We start from the raw sequence: 320 nt of genomic DNA, 5'->3' as shown, positions 1-320 counted from the left end.
TGACGGATCTCATGAAAAGGCGGATAATGAGAACAAAGAAGGCCAGGGCGAATCACTTGAAGAAAGAGAAGTTGGGGCCGATGAACAATCAGACGAAAAAGATGATCACTCAGAAGACGGAAATGGTGAGACTAATGATTCGGAAGAAGCACAAGAAGATGGTTCTGAAGATAAAAAATCTGCAGAGAATGAGCCTTCTGGTGAAGATAAGGATGAATCTATCGAAGAAAAAGTTGAAGCTGAAAATAAATCAGAAGAGGAAGATAAGGAAGATGTATCAAAGGAGAACGATGAAAAACAAGAACAAGACAGTAAAGAAG

At 39.4% G+C, this 320-nt stretch carries 1 protein-coding gene; it reads left to right on the top strand.

What is annotated here, in order from left to right; translation table 11 throughout:
- Positions 1-320, top strand: a 320-nt coding sequence (locus F0L68_RS46065) for a putative sodium/potassium/calcium exchanger (protein ID WP_223199666.1), incomplete at both ends; no start/stop codon positions are given.

Source organism: Solihabitans fulvus (assembly GCF_008386585.1).
In the GTDB taxonomy this organism is placed as follows: Bacteria; Actinomycetota; Actinomycetes; order Mycobacteriales; family Pseudonocardiaceae; genus Solihabitans; species Solihabitans fulvus.
The sequence above is the reverse complement of the archived record's forward strand: the minus strand, read 5'-3'. Positions and strand labels throughout refer to the sequence as shown.